The organism is Galactobacter valiniphilus, from assembly GCF_003575975.1.
GTDB lineage: Bacteria > Actinomycetota > Actinomycetes > Actinomycetales > Micrococcaceae > Galactobacter > Galactobacter valiniphilus.
Genome location: NZ_QQXK01000007.1, coordinates 122,801 through 140,463, shown reverse-complemented (window position 1 = coordinate 140,463; position 17,663 = coordinate 122,801). Strand labels below are relative to the sequence as shown.

The 17,663-nt window shown below is 71.8% G+C and carries 13 protein-coding genes; 5 read left to right on the top strand and 8 right to left on the bottom strand.

The window, feature by feature from the left end:
- On the bottom strand, positions 1 to 295 hold a 295-nt coding region (locus DWB68_RS05220), incomplete at its 3' end, for a transposase (RefSeq protein WP_158588212.1).
- A 74-nt stretch (positions 296 to 369) separates the two neighbouring features.
- Between DWB68_RS05220 and DWB68_RS05215 the strand changes: the two genes are divergently transcribed.
- Positions 370 to 1,680, top strand: coding sequence for an ISL3 family transposase (locus tag DWB68_RS05215; protein ID WP_119424082.1), 1,311 nt, complete (start codon positions 370 to 372; stop codon positions 1,678 to 1,680).
- A 357-nt stretch (positions 1,681 to 2,037) separates the two neighbouring features.
- Here the strand turns inward: DWB68_RS05215 and DWB68_RS05210 are convergent, their stop codons facing one another.
- The 5 genes from DWB68_RS05210 to DWB68_RS05190 form a co-directional block, all read right to left on the bottom strand.
- On the bottom strand, positions 2,038 to 3,867 hold the full coding sequence (locus DWB68_RS05210) for an ABC-F family ATP-binding cassette domain-containing protein (RefSeq protein ID WP_119424081.1): 1,830 nt from the start codon (positions 3,865 to 3,867) through the stop codon (positions 2,038 to 2,040).
- Between the two features lie 29 nt (positions 3,868 to 3,896).
- Positions 3,897 to 4,811, bottom strand: coding sequence for a 4-(cytidine 5'-diphospho)-2-C-methyl-D-erythritol kinase (locus DWB68_RS05205; protein ID WP_233548627.1), 915 nt, complete (start codon positions 4,809 to 4,811; stop codon positions 3,897 to 3,899).
- Positions 4,812 to 4,870: 59 nt separating this feature from the next.
- A complete protein-coding gene (gene rsmA / locus DWB68_RS05200) occupies positions 4,871 to 5,749 on the bottom strand; it encodes a 16S rRNA (adenine(1518)-N(6)/adenine(1519)-N(6))-dimethyltransferase RsmA (protein ID WP_119424094.1) in 879 nt (292 codons plus the stop codon).
- 69 nt (positions 5,750 to 5,818) lie between these two features.
- Entirely contained in the window at positions 5,819 to 6,958 is a 1,140-nt protein-coding gene (locus DWB68_RS17125) for a ubiquitin-like domain-containing protein (protein ID WP_147391585.1), read from the bottom strand.
- A gap of 134 nt (positions 6,959 to 7,092) precedes the next feature.
- A complete protein-coding gene (locus DWB68_RS05190; RefSeq protein ID WP_119424078.1) occupies positions 7,093 to 8,037 on the bottom strand; it encodes a TatD family hydrolase in 945 nt (314 codons plus the stop codon).
- A 391-nt stretch (positions 8,038 to 8,428) separates the two neighbouring features.
- Here DWB68_RS05190 and DWB68_RS05185 point away from each other — a divergent pair, with 391 nt between their 5' ends.
- From DWB68_RS05185 to DWB68_RS05175, 3 genes are read left to right on the top strand one after another with little or no spacing between them, the layout of a single operon-like run.
- Positions 8,429 to 9,391, top strand: coding sequence for an AAA family ATPase (locus DWB68_RS05185; RefSeq protein WP_233548626.1), 963 nt, complete (start codon positions 8,429 to 8,431; stop codon positions 9,389 to 9,391).
- Positions 9,384 to 10,532, top strand: a complete 1,149-nt coding sequence (locus DWB68_RS05180; protein ID WP_119424077.1) for a DUF58 domain-containing protein — start codon at positions 9,384 to 9,386, stop codon at positions 10,530 to 10,532. The genes DWB68_RS05185 and DWB68_RS05180 overlap by 8 nt, the downstream gene beginning before the upstream one ends.
- Positions 10,529 to 13,255: a DUF3488 and transglutaminase-like domain-containing protein gene (locus DWB68_RS05175; protein WP_147391584.1), complete on the top strand. Its 2,727-nt coding sequence runs from the start codon at positions 10,529 to 10,531 to the stop codon at positions 13,253 to 13,255. Before DWB68_RS05180 ends, DWB68_RS05175 begins: the two co-directional genes overlap by 4 nt.
- A 167-nt stretch (positions 13,256 to 13,422) precedes the next feature.
- Here DWB68_RS05175 and DWB68_RS05170 read toward each other — a convergent pair whose 3' ends face one another.
- The gene (locus DWB68_RS05170) at positions 13,423 to 14,907 is read right to left on the bottom strand and encodes an NAD-dependent succinate-semialdehyde dehydrogenase (RefSeq protein WP_119424075.1); all 1,485 of its coding nucleotides are present in this window, start codon (positions 14,905 to 14,907) and stop codon (positions 13,423 to 13,425) included.
- Between the two features lie 180 nt (positions 14,908 to 15,087).
- On the bottom strand, positions 15,088 to 15,942 hold the full coding sequence (rsmI, locus tag DWB68_RS05165; RefSeq protein WP_119424092.1) for a 16S rRNA (cytidine(1402)-2'-O)-methyltransferase: 855 nt from the start codon (positions 15,940 to 15,942) through the stop codon (positions 15,088 to 15,090).
- A gap of 51 nt (positions 15,943 to 15,993) precedes the next feature.
- On the opposite strand from rsmI, the gene DWB68_RS05160 reads away from it, so the two are divergent.
- Positions 15,994 to 17,661 (top strand): dolichyl-phosphate-mannose--protein mannosyltransferase, encoded by a 1,668-nt coding sequence (locus tag DWB68_RS05160; protein ID WP_158588211.1) that lies wholly within the window; start codon positions 15,994 to 15,996, stop codon positions 17,659 to 17,661.
- Positions 17,662 to 17,663: the final 2 nt, after the last annotated feature.

The following is a 17,663-nucleotide window of genomic DNA, read 5'->3' as shown; positions in this document are numbered from 1 at the left end:
GCACGATCGTGGAGTCGATCGACGCGACCCAGTCCAGGTCTCCGGACTGCTGCGCCAGCGATTGCGTCCTCTCCAGCACCCGCGCCCACACGCCCTGCTCGGAGAACCGGTTGAAGTTCTTGTAGATCGTGTTCCAGTTCCCGAACCGCTCCGGCAAATCCCGCCAGGGCGCTCCCGTCCGGAACCGCCACGCCGTCGCCTCGACCACCGTGCGCCGATCCACCGGCGGCCGCCCCGTCGACTTCACGTTCGGCAACAGCGGGCCGATCACAGCCCAGGCCTCGTCAGAGATCACATCACGCGACACACATCCAAGACTCGCTCACAAGGCCCCCGAACGTGTTTAGCAACACGCCCTAGGACCTCGACGTGGACAACGCTACCTTCCTTGCCCCTGATCTGGACTCGTTTTGCCGGCTGGATGAACTGGGCTTGAGCGCTATCGGCCAGCATCTTGGCCCTGATCGGGCCGTCCTGGAATGCCGGGTCGCAGAGGTGGATCCATGGTGCCGGGGCTGCGGAGGTCAGGCGCTCTCCCGTGGCAGTCAGGTGCGCCGGCTGGCGCATGTTCCCTTTGGACACCGCCCTACCACCCTGGTGGTCAGGGTTCGGCGTTTCCTCTGTCCTGGCTGCGGGCGGCGTTGGCGCGAGACCCTCGATCAGGCAGCGCCAGCACGGAGCAAGCTGACCAGCGCAGCGATGCGGTGGGCGCTGTGCGCCGTCGTCATCGATCACCAGAGCATGTCCCGTGTCGCTGCCGGACTCAGCGTGGCATGGCATACCGCCAACGACGCCGTCCTCACCGAGGGCAGCCGCCTGCTCATCAACGCCCCGGAGCGACTTCAGGGCGTGCGGGTCCTGGGCGTTGATGAGCACGTCTGGCGGCACACCCGCACCGGGCCACGGTACGTCACCGTGATCATTGACCTGACACCGGTGCGGGAAAAGACAGGCCCAGCACGGCTACTGGACATGGTCGAGGGGCGTTCCAAGGCCGTGTTCAAGACCTGGCTCGCCGCCCAGCCGGCCGTGTTCAGGGCTGGCATCGAGGTCGTAGCGATGGACGGCTTCACCGGCTACAAGTCAGCCACCGCCGAGGAGCTCCCGGACGCTGCGACCATGATGGATCCCTTCCACGTGGTCCGTCTGGTCGGGGAAGCCGTGGATGAATGCCGGCGCAGGGTCCAACAAGAACTGCATGGGCACCGAGGCCGTGCAGGCGACCCATTGTTCAAGGCCCGCAGGATCCTGCACACCGGTGCCGGACTGCTCACCGACCACCAACACGAGCGACTCCAAGCGCTCTTCGCCAACCCCGACCACCTGGAGGTTGAAGCGGCGTGGGGCGTGTATCAGCGCATGGTCGCCGCGTATCGTGAACCGGACCGCAAGCTGGGCAAGTTCGTCATGCGAACCGTGATCGAATCCCTCGCTACAGGTGTCCCCGAGACATTCATCGAGCTGCGCAGGCTCGGACGGACACTCAAGCGTCGGGCCAGCGACATCCTGGCGTTCTTCGAACGCCCCGGCACCTCCAACGGCCCCACCGAAGCAATCAACGGCCGCCTCGAACACCTCCGGGGCTCCACCCTCGGGTTCCGAAACCTCACCCATTACATCGCCCGATCCCTGCTCGAAGCCGGAGGATTCAGACCCCACCTACACGCTCATGTGCGATGAGCCGCATTCCCCCAGGCAACGCGGCTCTCCCGCGTCTTGCCCCCCTGAAACGACGCCAATCGCGTCTTCAACAAACATTGGTTCCCCCCGGAATCAAACTTCACGCCAAGGGGTCAGCGCGGCAGGCGTCCCCGCGCCGGTACTCGTTCTGCCCCCTGCGCCGGTCCCCAGAGTCCCCCACTCAACGGCGTAGTTCGACCACAGTAACCAGGAGCAAAACAGTGTCGACTAACGGGAAAACGCCCCCGAGCCGAGCTCGGGGGCGTTCAAAGCAAACACCCGCAGAATTCCAGGGAAATTCCCGGACGCCCCGCGCGTGCGCTGAATAGAAGAATCTCTCCGAGGGGAGAGCAGGGGCTAGTTTTCGGCCACTTCGGCGAGCTCCATCCACTCCTCCTCGAGGCCTTCGATCTCCTCGCTAAGGGCCTGCCGACGCTCGTCGATCTTGCGCACGCGCTCGAAATCCATGGCCTCGGCGGCGGCGGCCAGCTCGGCGTCGATGCCCGCCACCTCATCCTGCGCCTTCTCGAGTCGTCGATTCACGCGTTGCAGCGCCTTGCGGGCCTCGCGGCGTTCCGCCTCACTGGGTCCGGAGGCGGCCCCGGCGGACCCACCGTCGGAGCCGAGCGGGGAGCCGGAGGGGGCCCCGGAGTCCGAGCCGGCGCCGCCCACGCCCTGGGCCCGCAGCTGCAGGTACTGGTCCACGCCACCGGGCAGGTGACGCAGGCGCGACTCGAGCACCGCATACTGCTGATCGGTCACGCGCTCCAGGAAGTAGCGGTCGTGGGAGACCACGATGAGCGTGCCCGGCCACGTATCAAGCAGGTCCTCCATGGCGGCCAGCATGTCGGTGTCGAGGTCGTTGGTCGGCTCATCGAGGATCAGCACGTTCGGCTGCTCGAGCAGGATGAGCAGCAGCTGCAGTCGGCGCTTCTGGCCGCCGGAGAGGTCCTTGACGGGGGTGGAGAGCTGCTCGCTCGCGAAGCCGAGGCGCTCCAGCAGCTGACCCGGCGAGAGTTCGGAGGCCTTGGACCCGGCGCCGAAGGTGTAGGAGGTGCGCAGTCCCTCCAGCACCTTGCGCACGGGCTCGGAGGCAAAGGCGTCGAGCTCGTCGATGCGCTGCGTGAGGGTTGCCACCTTGACGGTGGTGCCGCGCTTGACCTTGCCGCTCGTGGGCTCGAGCGTGCCGGAGATGAGCGACAGCAGCGTCGATTTGCCGGCACCGTTGGGGCCGAGCACGCCCGTGCGCTCGCCCGGCGCAAGGCGCCACTCGACCTTCTTGAGCACCTCGCGGTCGCCGAAGCGCACGCCGGCGTCGAGCAGGTCCACGACGTCCTTGCCGAGGCGCGTCACGGCCAGCGCCTGCAGCGAGACCGCGTCGCGGATCTCGGGAACGTCGGCGATGAGCTCGTTAGCAGCCTCGATGCGGAACTTGGGCTTGGAGGTGCGGGCCGGGGCGCCGCGGCGCAGCCACGCCAGCTCCTTGCGGGCCAGGTTCTGGCGACGCTGTTCGACGGCGGCCGCCTGGCGGTCGCGTTCCACGCGCTGCAGCATGTACGCGGCGTAGCCGCCCTCGAAGGGCTCCACGATGCGGTCGTGCACCTCCCACGTGGCGGTGCAGACCTCGTCGAGGAACCACCGGTCGTGGGTGACCACGAGCAGGCCGCCAGCGCTCGGGTGCCAACGGCGCTTCAGGTGCGCCGCGAGCCAGCTGATGGCCTCGACATCGAGGTGGTTGGTGGGCTCATCGAGCGCCAGGACGTCCCACTCGCCGGCGAGCAGCGCGGCGAGGGAGACCCGGCGGCGCTGGCCGCCGGAGAGGTCCTTGACCGGGGCGTTCCACTCGAGATCGGAGAGCAAGCCAGAGATGACGTCGCGCACCTTGGGGTCGCCAGCCCACTCGTACTCCTCGCGATCGCCGACGACGGCGGCACCCACGGTCAGGGCGTCGTCGAGCGTATCGGCCTGATCGAGCACGCCGATCGTGACACCGCCGCGTACGGTGACGCGGCCGGAGTCCGGTTCGGTGCGCCCGGCCAGCATGCCGAGCAGGGTGGACTTACCGTCGCCATTGCGGCCGACGATGCCCACGCGGTCACCCTCGTTCAGTCCCAGCGAGACGGAATCGAAGACAACCTTGTTCGGGTACTCAAGATGCAGGGCCTCGGCCCCCAGAAGATGCGCCATATTGCCCCCCAGCTTACGGGCAGGCGGCCCTAGCGGACGATGTGGGCGCCGCGCGCTGGCCCGCTCGCCACGATGGTGCGCACCTCGAGCTCGTCCCCGAGCTGCACGGCGATGGCCCTGGCGAGTTCCGGGTCCCGCCCGGCGAACACCGCGACGGTGGGCCCGGATCCAGACACGAGCTTGCCGAGGGCACCCGCCTCGCCCGCGGCGTGGAAGACCTGCGAAAGCTCCGGGGCGAGCGAGATGGCCGCCGCTTGGAGGTCGTTGTGCAGGCCGCGGGCGATCGCGAACTCGTCGCCGTCGCGCAGCCCCTGCACCAGGGCGACCGGCACGCCGTCGGGCCGCGGGACCCCGCGCGCCGCCGCCTCGCCGCGCAGGTCGTCGAGGCGCCCGTAGACGCGCGGCGTGGAGAGCCCGTAGCTGGCCGGGAGCAGGACCCACCAGCTGGGTTCGGCGTGCAGGAGCGGCGAGAGGCGCTCCCCCACCCCGAGGCCCACGGCGGCGCCGCCGCGCAGGGCGAAGGGCACATCGGCGCCGAGCCGCTCTGCGAGCCGGCCGAGCTCCTCGCGGGTCAGGCCCGTGCCCCAGAGCGAATCGCAGGCCACGAGGGCGGCCGCGGCGTCGGCCGAGCCGCCGCCCATGCCGCCCGCGATGGGGACGTGCTTCTCGATGACGAAGCGCACGCCCTCACTCACGCCCGTGTGCTCGGCGAGCAGGCGCGCCGCCTTGACGGCGAGGTTGCCGTCCCCGGACGGCCAGGCCTCGAGATCCACCTCGATGTTGGAGGCCTCGGAGAGCTCGGCGACAAACTCCCCGTCCTCGGCCGGTGTCGCGGTGACGCGCTCGTAGAGGTTCAGGGCGAGGTACAGGCTCGCGACGTCGTGGTAACCGTCCTCGCGCAGCGGTCCGACGGCAAAGTAGGCGTTGATCTTGCCCGGAGCCACGGCGGTGGCGCTGCGCGGCCTGGTCCCGGGCTGGGCGCCCCGCCCGTGCGCGGCGGCGTTCACTTCAGGGCCGCCGCCCTGGCAGCGGCGATCGCGGCAAACGCCGCGACGTCGAGCGCCTCGCCGCGGGCCTGGGGGTCCACACCGGCGGCAACGAGCGCCTCCTCGGCGGCGGCGGCGGAGCCGGCCCAGCCGGCCAGGGCCGCGCGCAGGGTCTTGCGTCGCTGGGCGAAGGCGGCGTCGATGACGCGGAAGACGTCGCGGCGTTCGACATCGGTGCGCGGGAGCTCGCGGCGCTCGAAGTGCACGAGGCCAGAATGGATCTGCGGGGCGGGCCAGAACACGTTCTTGCCGATGACGCCGGCCTTGCGGGCGCTGGAGTACCAGGCGGCCTTCACGCTGGGGACGCCGTAGGTGCGCGAGCCGGGGCCGGCGACGAGGCGGTCGGCCACCTCGTTCTGGACCATGACGAGGCCGTGCTTGAGGCTGGGGACGGTCGCGAGCAGGTGCAGCAGCACCGGGACGGCCACGTTGTACGGGAGGTTGGCGACGAGCGCCGTGGGCTCGCCCTCCACGCCGTCCACCTTCAGGGCGTCGGAATGGATGACCGTGAGGTCGGCGGAGCGGCCGGGGCGGAACTCCTCGATCGTGGCAGGCAGGCGTTGTGCGAAGGCGTCCTCGATCTCGATGGCGGTGACATGCGAGGCGACGTCGACGAGGCCGAGCGTGAGCGAGCCGAGGCCGGGGCCGACCTCGAGCACGTGCTCCCCCGGGGTCACGCCGGCGGCGCTCACGATGCGGCGGATGGTGTTTCCGTCGATCACGAAGTTCTGGCCGCGGCTCTTGGTGGGACGAATCCCGAGTTCCTCGGCGAGTCGACGAATGTCCACCGCGCTCAAGAGCGGGAGGGGCGACGACGCGGGGGCTGGTTCGTTCACGGCTTCGGGGCTCACCGCCTCAGTCTACTCGGGACGGGGCCGGGCCAGCGGGCCGGGCCCGGCAGGCGGCTAGCGCAGGCCCAGCTTGCGCGTGCAGGCGGGCCATTGGCCCCAGCCGGCGCGCTTTTGCAGCTTGGTGGCGATCTCGATCTGCTGCGCGGGCGTGGCCTGGTGCGGCAGGGCCGCGTACTTGGTGCCGCCCTGGGCGCGCCACGTGGCGGCCGTAAACTGCAGGCCGCCGTAGTAGCCGTTGCCCGTGTTGATGCCCCAATTGCCGCCGGACTCGCACTTGGCCAGCTGCTGCCATACGCCCGAGGACGGGCCGGCTGCAGAGGTGCCGGAGCCTGAGGCGTCGTCCGAGGAGGAGTCCTCCTCCTTCGTGCCGATGCGCACGACCTTGTCCACGGCCTCCTTGCTCACCACGTCCTTCGTGAGCTTGCGGGAGACCTCCTTGCCGTCCTCGAGCACCACGGCGTAGCTCTGGACGCGTTCGCCGGCCTGGCCGGCGGTCTGCGTCTTGGTGGTGCCCTTGGCGAGGGTCGGGTCCTTGACCTCGGTCGTGGCGTAGTCGATGTCGGAGGTGACCTTGGTGCTCTTGTGCTCCACGCGGGTGTACTCGATCTCGAGTCCGTCGCGCAGCACGGTGTTGAGGGCGGGGCTGACCTCGTCGTCCTCGTCCGGGGTGATGCCGCGTTCCTTCAGCGCCGCGCGCACGTCGAGGGCCGTGGTGGTCAGCGCGGTGCTCTTGCCCGCGTTGACGAGGCTCAGGCTCTTGGGCGTCGTGACGCTGAGCGGGGCGGCGGCCGAGGCGAGCGAGAGGTTCTCGGCGAGGGAGAGCTTGGAGCCGTCCTCGAGCCCGAGCTCGTCGGCCAGCTCGCCCACGGTCTGGGCGGTCGTGGCGACGGTGCGCTGGGTGCCGTCCACGTTGAGCTGCACCTCGCGGGCGAGCTGCACGGTGACGACGCTTCCGTCGGAGACGGAGCTGCCGAGCGAGGGCGAGACGTCGTCGTGGGCACCGACCGTGACGTCGGCGGCGCGCAGCACGGCGGCGACGTCGTTGCCGAAGGTCTGGACGGTTCGGCTCTGGCCGTCGACGGTGAGCTGGACGGTCTTGTCCGCGCTCACGAAGCCGACGGCACCCACGGCGATGGCGCCCAGGGCAACGCCCTGCGCACCGATGACGAGTCGGCGCTTGGTCTGATGCTGCACGTGAGTCCTTCGTGGTGGCGGGCTGTTCTCGCCGCGGGTCTTCCCCACCCACGGTGATGCGATCCTTAACCGTAACCGAAATGTGATCTTCGGGCAAGGAGGCGGAGGGGCAGCTCACACCGCGCGGCCGCCCGCTAGAAGGCCCCGTACACCCGCGCGGTATTCTCGCGCAGCGCGACGCACAGCTCGCCGAGCTCGTCTCCGCGCACGTCCGCCACGGCGCGCACGGCGAGCGGGATCAGATAGGGGGCGTTGGGGCGGCCCCGGTACGGCACGGCCGTCAGGAACGGTGCGTCCGTCTCCACCAACAGGCGGGAGCGGTCGGTGATCCTCAGCGCCTCCCGCAGCTCGTCGTTGTTCTTGAACGTCGCGGTGCCCCCGAAGGAGAGGTACCAGCCGCGCTCGGCCGCGATGCGCGCCATGGGCACGTCGCCCGAGAAGCAGTGGAACACCACGTCGCCCTCAAAGCGCTCCTCGCGGAGGATCCGCACCACGTCCTCGTGCGCGTCGCGGTCGTGAATCTGGACGGCGAGCCCGTGCTCGGCGGCGATGCGCAGGTGTTCGCGAAAGGAGGCGTGCTGGGCCGCGTGCCCCGCCTCGCCCGTGCGGAAGTAGTCAAGGCCCGTCTCGCCGATCGCCCGCACGCGCGGGTGCGCCGCGAGGCGCTCGATCTGGGCCAGCTCCTCCTGGAGTGTTCCGCGCTCGGCCGCCCGAGCGGCGTCGTTCGGGTGCAGCGCCACGGCCGCGAGAACGCGGGCATCGGCCTCCGCTGCCTCGACCGCCCAGCGCGAGGAGGGGACATCGCAGCCGACCTGGATGACCGCCTCGACGCCCACGGCCGCCGCGGCGTCCAGGGCGTCGCTCAAGGCAACCTCCACGACGCCGTCGCGGAAGTCGAGGTGGGTGTGGTTGTCCACCACGGGGGAGGGCAGCGGCTCGGGGGCCGGCGGGTACTCCAGCTTGCGGCGCCGGCCGTCCTCGCCGTCGGCGCTGCGCCGCGGTCCCGACCCCTCCGCCTCGGACTGAGCGCGGTAGGCGGGCGGCGTGAATCCGGTGGGAGCGGCGGGGGCGAAGGGCATGCCCCCAGCCTAGACGCGAGGGTCGTACCGCGCGGGCGCCGGCTCCTGCCCGACGACGCGTGGCAGGGAAAGAGGGCGCCGAGCCTGCGGCTCGGCACCCTCATGGATCCGTTGGAGCGTGCCGGGCGGCACCAGTCACCGGAGCCCTTGCTCCAGCCCGCCGGACGCGGCCGAGCTGATGTGGCCCACTTCACGCGGGCCGACCTGTGCAAGCTTCGTCTCCCCACGGAGAAGTGTCAACGCTCTTGCGGCGATTTCCGTCGCGGCGCTCGGGCCCTCGCGGGAGAACCGGGGGCGCGCCCGGAGAAGCGTTCTCTTCGCAACGGGCCCCGCGCTCCATCTCCTGGGCTAATGTGACGAGCCAGACATCCGCGCGAGAGGACGAGCACCGGTGACAGTCACGCACGAGCAGGTTCAGGCCGCCGCCCAGGCGCTCACCGCAAGCCTCGAGCTGGTCATGAACGGCCAATCCCAGACCTGCCACCGCATCGTCACGGTGCTCCTGGCCGGGGGCCACGTGCTCCTCGAGGACGTGCCCGGAGTGGGCAAGACCGTCCTGGCCAAGGCCCTCGCCAAGGTCGTGGACGGCAAGGTCAATCGCATCCAGTTCACGCCGGATCTGTTGCCCTCCGACGTCACGGGCGTCGCGATCTTCGACCAGGCCACCGCCTCGCTGCGCTTCCACGAGGGTCCCGTCTTCGCCAACGTCGTGATCGCCGACGAGATCAACCGCGCCCCGGCCAAGACCCAATCGGCCCTCCTGGAATCCATGGAGGAGCACCAGGTGAGCTCGGACGGTTCCACCCACCAGCTACCCGAGCCGTTCATGGTGGTCGCGACGCAGAACCCCTGGGACCTCGACGGCACCTATCCGCTGCCCGAGGCCCAGCGCGACCGCTTCATGGCGCGGCTCTCGCTCGGCTACCCGGCCGCCGAGGCCGAGGTGGCGATGCTGACGCGGCACCGTTCGGCGGATCCGCTCGATGAGCTGCAATCGGTGCTCACCACGGCCGAGGTCAGTTTGTTGCAGGACGCGGTGGCCCAGGTGTACGTGGCGGAAGACCTCACGGAGTATCTCGTGGCCCTGGGCCGGGCGACGCGCTCCCACCCGGAGGTGAGCCTCGGGGTGTCCCCGCGCGGCCTGTTGCAGTGGATGCGGCTGGCGCAGGCGGAGGCCGCCGCCGCGGGGCGCGGCTACGTCACGCCGAGCGATCTGCAGGCCGTCGCGGTGACCGTCGCTGCCCACCGCCTCGTGCTCCAGGCCCCCGACGACGCGAAGGGAACGCGCGCACGCGACGTCCTCGAGGGCGTGCTCGCCTCCGTCGCCGTCCCCGCCGCGGCGGCCCGTGCCTGAGCCGACGCCGTCGCTGCCCCGCCCCACCGCGCGCGCCATCGCCATGGCGGCGCTGGGGGCGGTACTCGTGGTCGCCGGCATGTACTTCGGTCGCAGGGAGCTCATCGGCGCGGGGGTGGCCCTGATCCTCTTCCCGGCGGCGGCCTACCTCTGGGCGGTCGCGGCGCCGCTCTTGTCGCGGCGCCGACCGGACGACCCCGTGCGCGTCATCTCCTCGGAACCGACCGTCTGGGAGCCCCTCAGGGTGCGCGTGAGCTGGGGCGCGGGCCCCGTGCCGGAGGGCACCGAGCACACGCGCGGACTGATCCCGGCCTCGATCGAGCATCCGGGCGGGGAGCTGCGCTACGACGTCCTCCCCCGCATCCGCGGCCGGCACCTGCTCGGACCGCTCGTGCGCCACCGCGAGGACGCCCTCGGACTCGTGCGCAGCTGGATCCAGCTCGGCGGGACCACCGAGGTCTTCGTCGGCCCGGCGTTGACGGAGCAGCCACCGCCCGAACGCGCCCTCGAGCTGCTCGGCCGGGCCAAGGGCCGCGGCGACAGCCCGCCGGACACGCTGACCCGCCCGTATCGGGACGGCGACCCCGTCCGCCGCATCCACTGGGCTGTCTCCGCCCGCCAGGGCAAGCTCATGGTCCGCCCGGACGCCGAGGACCACGAGGCCTCCCCCGTGCTCCTGCTGGATCGCTGCGCCGCCCACTACCCCGGCGCCCGCGCCCATATCAGGGACGGCGAGGAGGAGCTCGGGCTGCCGGCCGGCTTCGAGTCCGCCCTCGTGAGCGCCGCCGAGTTCTCGCGCTCGCGCGGCAACGCCCAGGCACCGAAGCTCGTCTTCTTCCCGCCCCTGCCCCCGCAGCAGGCCAGCCATCCGCTCGCCCTGGCCCGGCCGACCGACAGCCCCACGCCTCCGTCCTCGACCGCCACCGGCGGCGTCATCCTGACCGGCCTGCCCGGCGCCTCGGCGGCGGCCTGGCCCGCGGCCTGGCCCGCCCGCCACGTGCACGTGCTGCTGCACGCCGAGGAGGGGCGCCTCCCGGCACCGGAGGTGTTGGCGGCGTGGGCCGCCGCCGGATGGACCCACTCGCACCTGCCGGCCACGCCGCCCACCCTGCACGCCCCCGCCGGATCGGTGCGCGCATGAACCAGCGCCAGGCCACCGCCTTTGGGCCACCCTCCCCGCCCGCACCGCGGCGCTTCCTCCACCTCGACCCCGTCGCCAGGGCCGTCGCGGCGAGCCCGGGGCTGCGGGCGTGGCTCGGCGCCCTCCTGACCACTGCAAGCGTCCTCTTGGGGCTGCTCCCCGTCCTTGGCCTGCTCATCGAGGGCACCACCTGGGTGAGACCCGCCGTCCTCTGCGTGCTGGCCGTGGCGGCCCTCGGGGCGCTGAGCCGCCAGTTCCTCGGGCGGTCCTGGCCCGCCTGGCCGCTGCAGGGCCTCGTGGCCGTGTGCGCCTTCGCGCTCACGGCGCTCGCCCCCGAGGAACGGCTGGGCCCTTTCCCCTCGCCCGGCGCTGGCCCGGCCATCAGCGAAACGCTCGTGAGCCTGGGGTCGGTGCTGCGCGACGAGGTCGCGCCCGTCCGTCCCGTCCCCGAGGTGGTCGGGGTGCTGTGCGCGGCCGTCGCGCTGATCGCGTGGCTCGTTGATGCTCTCGTCAACGCCCCGCCGCGCACGCCCCTCCTCGCCGCCGTTCCCCTCGGCACGGTGGCCGTGGCGATCTCCTTCTTCGTCTCCCGCGCGCTGGGACCCTGGGTGCTGGCCGGCCTGGCCGCCGCCCTGTTTCTCCTGCTGCTGGCCCCGCGCGGATCCCGCGCCGACGAACGGCGGCCGGCCGGTCGGCGTCGCGCCCCCGGCCAGGATCCCGGCCAGGGAGTCGACCGGGACGCCGGCCGGCGCTCCGGCACCGCCGGTACCTCCGGCCGTACCGGCGCACCCGCCGGGTGGGGCGCGCGCTGGCTCGCCGCCGGTGCGGTTTCGGCCGTGGCGCTCGGCGGCGCGGCGTTGGCGCCGGCCGTGCTGCTCCCGGATCCGAGCGTCGGCCTCATGCCGGAGGGCTCGCGCTTCATCTCCCCCGGCTCCAGCACCGGCGTAGACCCGATCCTTGACCTCTCGCGCGATCTGCGCTCCCCGCTCAGCCGCACCGTGCTGCGCTACACCACCAGCGGCAACGCCCCCGTGTACCTGCGCACGAGCGTCGTCGAGGACCTGCTCACCGGCACGTGGGGTCCCCCGCGCTCCAACGCCCACTTCTACGAGCAGGGCAGCCTGCTCGCCCCCGATCCTACGGCCTCCCAGCTCGACGCGAGCACGGACGGCGTGCTCCCGGCCCAGGTGCCAAGCGACGAGTCGATGGCCGGCACCGGCTACACGCGCGGCTGGCTGCGTTCCGGCCCCCTGGACGACTACCTCGACGACGCCTCCTGGCCCCCGCTCACGCGCGAGCCCACCCGCCGCGAAAGCTACCGCGTGGGCGTTGACGCGAGCGGCTACAGCTCGCCGTGGCTCCCCCTGCCCAACAACGCGACGCGCGCGGGCGAGCTGCCCTCCGAGTACTCGGTGCTCGGCACGAGCGGCGCGCTGCGGCAGAGCGACGGCAACTCCATCTCCGGCGGGAGCTACTGGGCCGCCGTTGCCGCTGCGCCAAACGCCGAGCGGCTGGCCGCCTCCCCCTCCCTCAGCACGATCGCCGAGCAGGCCGAGGCCACCGGCACCGCACCGAACGCCGAGGTGAACGGCTCGAAGGAGGACCGGGAGCGGATCCCCGCCTCGATCCGCGACCTCGCCGCCCGGATCGTGAGCGAGGCCGGGGCCGAGGGCCACCCCAGCGCGATCGCCAACGCGCTGCGCGAACACCTCACCGGGGAGGGCTACCGGTACTCCGAGCGCGCCCCCGTCAGCCTCGACGGCCGCACGGGCGGCCTGGCCATGGTGGAGCGCTTCCTCAAGGACAAGTCGGGCTATTGCGTGCACTACGCCTCCGCGATGGTCCTCATGGCCCGTTCGCAGGGCATCCCCGCCCGCCTCGCCCTCGGCTACGCGCCCGGCACGGCCACGGGCGCCGACGCGAAGATTGCCGGCGTGTCCGGCCAGGAGTTCTCCGTCGACTCGCGCAGCGCGCACGCGTGGGCGCAGCTGTACTTCGTCGGCCTCGGCTGGGTCGACGTCGACCCGACGCCCGGTCGCACCGGTACCGAGGCCGACGAGCAGCTCGGCAGCACCACGGCCGTGCCGAGCAGCTCGGCGGCGCCGAGTTCCTCCGCCTCCCGGGCCCCGGAGACGCTGGCCACCGACCCGCGCCCCGGCGCGAGCCGCAGCAACGCCGTGGACGGCGCGAGCGCCTCCGCCACTGGCCCGACGGCGGGTGCGGGGCAGGGCCCGCAGGCCGCGTCCGGCGCGGGGCTGGCCTGGCTGGCGCCGCTCCTGATCGGGCTCGGTGCCGCGGCCGTCGCCGCGGCTGCCTGGCTCCTGCCCCGCTGGTTCCGTCGCCGCACGATGCAGCGGATCCGGGCCAGCGGCCCGGGCGCCGCCGGGCTGGCCTGGCGCACGCTTGAGCGGGCGGCGGGCCGAGGCGCGGGCTCCACGGGGCAAGGCACGATAACCGCCGACGACCCCCGGGGCCCGGCCGGCGCTGCCACCGCGCCCTCCCGCGAGAACCTGCCGGCCCCCGAGCGGGCGGCCGCCTGGTTCCCCACGGGCGACCCGGCCGCGGCCGCCGCACGGCTCGCCGCCGCCGCGGACCGCGAGCGCTTCGGCCCGCCGGCGCCCGCGCCGGCTCCCGCCGATCCCGAGCTCGGGGCGCGCCTCGCCGACGATCTGGAGCTGCTCCTCGCCGAGCTCACGGCCCGCCGCGCCCGCGGGCACGCCTGAGCCGCGCCGGGGCTGGGTCAGGCCCGGTCCCGGCGCCGACGGCGGGCGGCGACCACCCGCCGTCGGGCAGTGAAGTCGGGCAGTGAAAGTGGGCACTGAGGCCAGGCACCAAAGCGAGGAGGGCCCCACCGTGCGGTGGGACCCTCCTCGGTTGAGCTACTGAAGGATCAGCGGCCGGCGTAGGGATCAGCGATGCCGATGTACTGCACGGTCGAGTACTCCTCGATGCCCTCGGCGCCGCCCTCGCGGCCCAGGCCGGACTGCTTCACGCCACCGAACGGGGCGGCGGCGTTGGAGATGACGCCGGCGTTGAAGCCCACCATGCCGAACTCGATCTGCTCGGACACGCGGAACATGCGCGAGAAGTCGGAGGTGTACAGGTAGGAGGCCAGGCCGTACTCCGAGGCGTTTGCCAGCTCGATGGCCTGCTCCTCCGTGGAGAAGGTGGTGATCGGGGCCACGGGGCCGAAGATCTCCTGGCGCAGGATCGCGGCGTCGTTCGGCACGTTGTTCAGAACGGTCGGCTGGTAGAAGAAGCCGTCGCCCTCGACCTTGTTGCCGCCCACGGCGACCGTGGCGCCCTGCTCCACGGCGGCCTCGACGAGGGAGTGCACCTCGTCGCGCGCCTTGGAATCGATGAGCGGGCCCACGTTGGTCTCGGGCTCCGTGCCGCGGCCGGTCTTCAGGGCGGCCATGGCCGCACCGAACTTGGCGGCGAACTCGTCGGCGATGGTGTCCTGCACGATGAAGCGGTTGGCTGCCGTGCAGGCCTCGCCCATGTTGCGCATCTTGGCGGCCATGGCGCCCTCGACCGCGGCGTCAAGGTCGGCATCCTCGAAGACCAGGAACGGGGCGTTGCCGCCGAGCTCCATGGAGGTGCGCAGCACGTTGTCTGCGGCGTCCTTAAGCAGCTGCACGCCCACGGGGGTGGAGCCGGTGAAGGAGACCTTGCGCAGGCGGTGGTCCTTCATGATGGGGCCGGAGATCTTGGAGGCCGAGGCCGAGGAGACGACGTTCAGCACGCCGGCGGGCAGGCCGGCCTCGATCATGACCTGAGCGAAGAGCTGCGAGGTCAGCGGGGTCAGCTTGGCGGGCTTGAGCACCATGGTGCAGCCGGCGGCGACGGCCGGGCCAACCTTGCGGGTGGCCATGGCGAGGGGGAAGTTCCAGGGGGTAATGAGCAGGCACGGGCCGACCGGCTTGTTCTGCACCAGGATCTTGTTCTTGCCCTCGGGCGTGGTCAGGTAGCGGCCGTAGTGGCGCACCGTCTCCTCCGAGAACCAGCGCAGGAACTCGTTGCCGTAGGTGACCTCGCCGAGCGCCTCGGAGTAGGGCTTGCCCATCTCCAGGGTCATGACGAGCGCGAAGTCGTCGCGGCGCTCGTTGATGAGGTCGAAGGCGCGGCGCAGGATGTCGGCGCGCACGCGGGGGGCCGTGAGGGCCCACTGCTTCTGGGCCGCGTCGGCGGCGTCGAGGGCCGCCAGGGCGTCCTCGGAGGTGGCGGAGGCCAGGGTGGCGAGGACCTTGCCGGTGGCCGGGTCGAACACGTCGTACGTGCCACCGTCGGACGCGTCGCGCCACTCGCCGTTGATCAAGAGACCCTTGGGGATGGAAGCGATCAGCTCTGCTTCACGCTGCGCAGTCACGGTCATTTCTCTCCTTCGAAAAATGTTTCGGTGGAGCAACTCGTCATGGAACTCCTACCGACTACGGTATCGGCGCTGGGCAAGCAAGAGTGAATCCGTGACGGGTGGCCTGACCACCTGGCGGGGGAATATGAATTTGATTCATTTTAGAGCACGACGGCGCGTGCTCGCGCCGGGTGCGCCGGCTCAGCCCTTGCGGGCGGCCAGGACCGCCTCGTAGAGCTCGCGCTTGGAGACGCCGGAGCGTTCGGCGACGAGGGCGCAGGCCTCCTTCAGGCGCAGCCCGGAGTCCACCACCTGCTGCACCTCGGCGACGAGTTCCTCTGGATTCGCCGCGGCGGGGGCCTCGCCGCCCGCCACGACGAGCACGATCTCGCCGCGCGGCGGGACCTCCTGCACGCCGGCCAGGAGGTCCCCCAGCGTGCCGCGCCGGAACTCCTCGTAGAGCTTGGTCAGTTCGCGCGCCAGGACGGCCCGGCGCCCCGCGCCAAAGCCCTCCACGAGCGCCTCGAGCGTCGCGTCGATGCGGTGCGGCGCCTCGTAGAAGACCATGGTGCGCCGCTCGTCGCGCAGCTCCGCGAGGCGCTCGCGGCGCTCCCCCGGCTTGCGCGGAAGGAAGCCCTCGAAGGTGAAGCGATCGGTCGGCAGGCCGGAACCGGCCAGCGCCACGAGGGCGGCCGAGGGGCCGGGGATCACGGAGACGTCGACGCCGCGCAGGGCCGCCTCCTCGACGACCCGGAAGCCCGGATCGGAGATGGTGGGCATGCCGGCGTCGGAGACGATCACCACATCGGCGCCCTCGGCCGCGTGGTCCACGAGCTCCGCCGCACGGGAGGCCTCGTTGTGCTCGTGATAGGCCACGGGCTTGCCCGAGAGGGTCAGGCCGAGCGCGCTCACGAGCTGGTGGAGGCGCCGCGTGTCCTCGGCGGCCACGATGTCCGCCTCCTCGAGCGCCCGGCGCAGGCGCGGCGGCGCGTCCTCGAGGTTGCCGATGGGGGTGCCCGCCAGGACGATGCGTCCGCTTGTCTGCTGCCTGCTCACACCCCTCAGCCTACCGGTGTGGGGAGGGGCCTCGCCGGTAGAGTGGCGCCCGTGACTGTGCCAACCGTGTCAGCCCTCGCCGGCCGCCCCAGCGCCCCCGCGCCCGGGGCGAACGACGCCCGGCCCACCGAGCCAGCCGCGGCGTACACGCGAGCGGCGCTCCTGACGCGGCTCACGGGCTCGGTGACCGGGCGTTGGTTCGCCACCCTCGGGCCGGCCTCGATCTGGGTGCCGCTCCTGCTGACGCTCCTGGCCGGCCTGCTGCGTTTCTGGAACCTCGATCACCCCGACAAGCTGCTCTTCGACGAGACGTACTACGTCAAGGACGGCTGGAGCATGCTCCACTACGGCTACGAGCGCGAGTGGCCCAAGGAGATCGACGCCACGTTTGCCGACGGCCTGGCCACGCCCTCCGCCGGACCCGAGTACGTGGTGCACCCGCCGCTGGGCAAGTGGCTCATCGCATGGGGCATGGCGATCTTCGGCACCGACCACGGCCTGGGGTGGCGCGCCGCCTCGGCGGCGTTCGGCACGCTCACGGTGCTCGTGACGACGCTCGTGGCGCAACGCCTCTTCCGCTCCGTTGCCCTCGCCGCGCTGGCCGGCCTCTTCATGGCGGTGGACGGGCAGCAGGTGGTGCTGTCCCGCGTGAGCATCCTCGACATCTTCCTCGGCTTCTTCGTGATGCTCTCCTTCTACCTCGTGCTGGTGGATCGGGACTCCGGCCGGCGCCGGCTCGCCGAGGCGATCGCCGCCAACGCCGAGGCCAACGGGGGTGTGCCCAGCGCGGCCTTCATGGAGCGCGGGCCGCGCCTGGGATGGCGGCCCTGGCGGCTCGTGCTCGGCGTGAGCCTCGGCGCCCTGTGCTCCATCAAGTGGTCAGGCCTGGCCTTCGTCGCCATCTTCTGCCTGCTCATGGTGTGGTGGGACTGCCAGGCCCGGCGCAGCGCCGGCATCCGCCGCTGGCTCAGCGCCGGCATCCTGCGCGACGGCATCCCCGCGTTCTTCTACACGATCCCCACAGCGCTCGTGACCTACGTGAGCACGTGGACCGGCTGGTTCCTGCACTCCTCGGCCTACGGGCATGGGGCCACCAAGGACGTCACCGGGTTCTTTGCGCTCATCCCCGAACCGCTGCGGGACCTGTGGCGCTACCACTCCACCGCGTACACCTTCCACAACGGCCTCACGAGCCCGCACCCCGCGGCCTCGAACCCCTGGACCTGGCTCTTCGCCGGGCGCCCCGTGCTAATCCAGTACGACACGGCCGAGAAGCACGGCGTGCCCTGCGCCCCGGGCGGCGACTGCATCCAGGTCATGACCGATCTGCCCAACCCGCTCCTGTGGTGGGCCGGCACCGCAGCCTTGCTCGTGGTGCTCTGGGCGTTCCTGGGCCGGCGCGATTGGCGCGCCCTCGGCATCCTCTCCGGCGTCCTCGCCGGCTACATTCCCTGGCTCTTCTTCCCGCTGCGCACCGGCTTCATCTTCTACACGACCGGCTACCAGCCCTTCACGGTGCTCGCCGTCGTCTACGCCCTGGGGCTCATCGCCGGGCGCCTGAGCGATCCGCCGCGGCGCAGGCGCACCGGGGTCATCATCGTCCTGGCCTTCTCGGCGCTCGTGGTCTTGGTCTCATGGTGGTTCTGGCCCGTGTGGACGGGCGGGACGATCACCCCGTTCGAGTACCGTCTGCGCCTGTGGCTGCCCAGCTGGGGCTAAAC